Consider the following 844-nt stretch of genomic DNA (forward strand, 5'->3'; position numbering starts at 1 on the left):
ACGAGGACAAGCAGTACTACTACGACACGACCGGCACCGGTAACAGCTTGAACGTGCGGCATCACGAGTCACTGCGGTTGATCATGGATTCGTTGCGGTACTGGGTGACCGAGATGCACGTCGACGGGTTCCGGTTCGACCTGGCCGCCTCGCTGGCCCGCGAGTTCCACTCGGTGGACCGGCTGGCCGCGTTCTTCGATCTGGTCAATCAGGATCCGATCGTGTCGCAGGTGAAGTTGATCGCGGAGCCGTGGGATGTCGGTGACGGCGGTTATCAGGTCGGTGGGTTCCCGCCGTTGTGGACGGAGTGGAACGGTAAGTACCGCGATTCGGTGCGTGATTTCTGGCGTGGTGAGCCGGCCAGCCTCGGCGAGTTCGCGTCTCGTTTCACCGGTAGTTCGGACCTGTACGAGTTGGACGGGCGGCGGCCGTTGGCGTCGATCAACTTCGTCACCGCGCATGACGGTTTCACCCTGCATGATCTGGTGTCGTACAACGAGAAGCACAACGACGCGAACGGGGAGGACAACCGGGACGGGGAGAGTCACAACCGATCGTGGAACTGTGGGGTGGAGGGGCCGACCGAGGACGCTGACGTGATCGCGTTGCGGGAGCGGCAGAAACGCAACTTCCTGGCCACTTTGTTGTTGTCGCAGGGGGTGCCGATGATGGCCCACGGTGACGAGTTGGGCCGCACCCAGCAGGGCAACAACAACGTCTACTGCCAGGACAACGAACTCTCCTGGGTCGACTGGGAGGACGCCCGCAACCAGGACGTGCTCACCAGCTTCACCGCCAAGGTGACCAAGCTGCGCGCCGAGCACCCGATCTTCCGCCGCCGCCG

General features: G+C 63.0%; 1 pseudogene. It reads left to right on the top strand.

Going from position 1 to position 844, the window contains the following annotated elements:
* Positions 1-844 (top strand): annotated as a pseudogene (locus Afe05nite_RS43530) (glycogen debranching enzyme); the annotation flags it as partial.

The organism is Paractinoplanes ferrugineus (assembly GCF_016862195.1).
Classification (GTDB): domain Bacteria; phylum Actinomycetota; class Actinomycetes; order Mycobacteriales; family Micromonosporaceae; genus Actinoplanes; species Actinoplanes ferrugineus.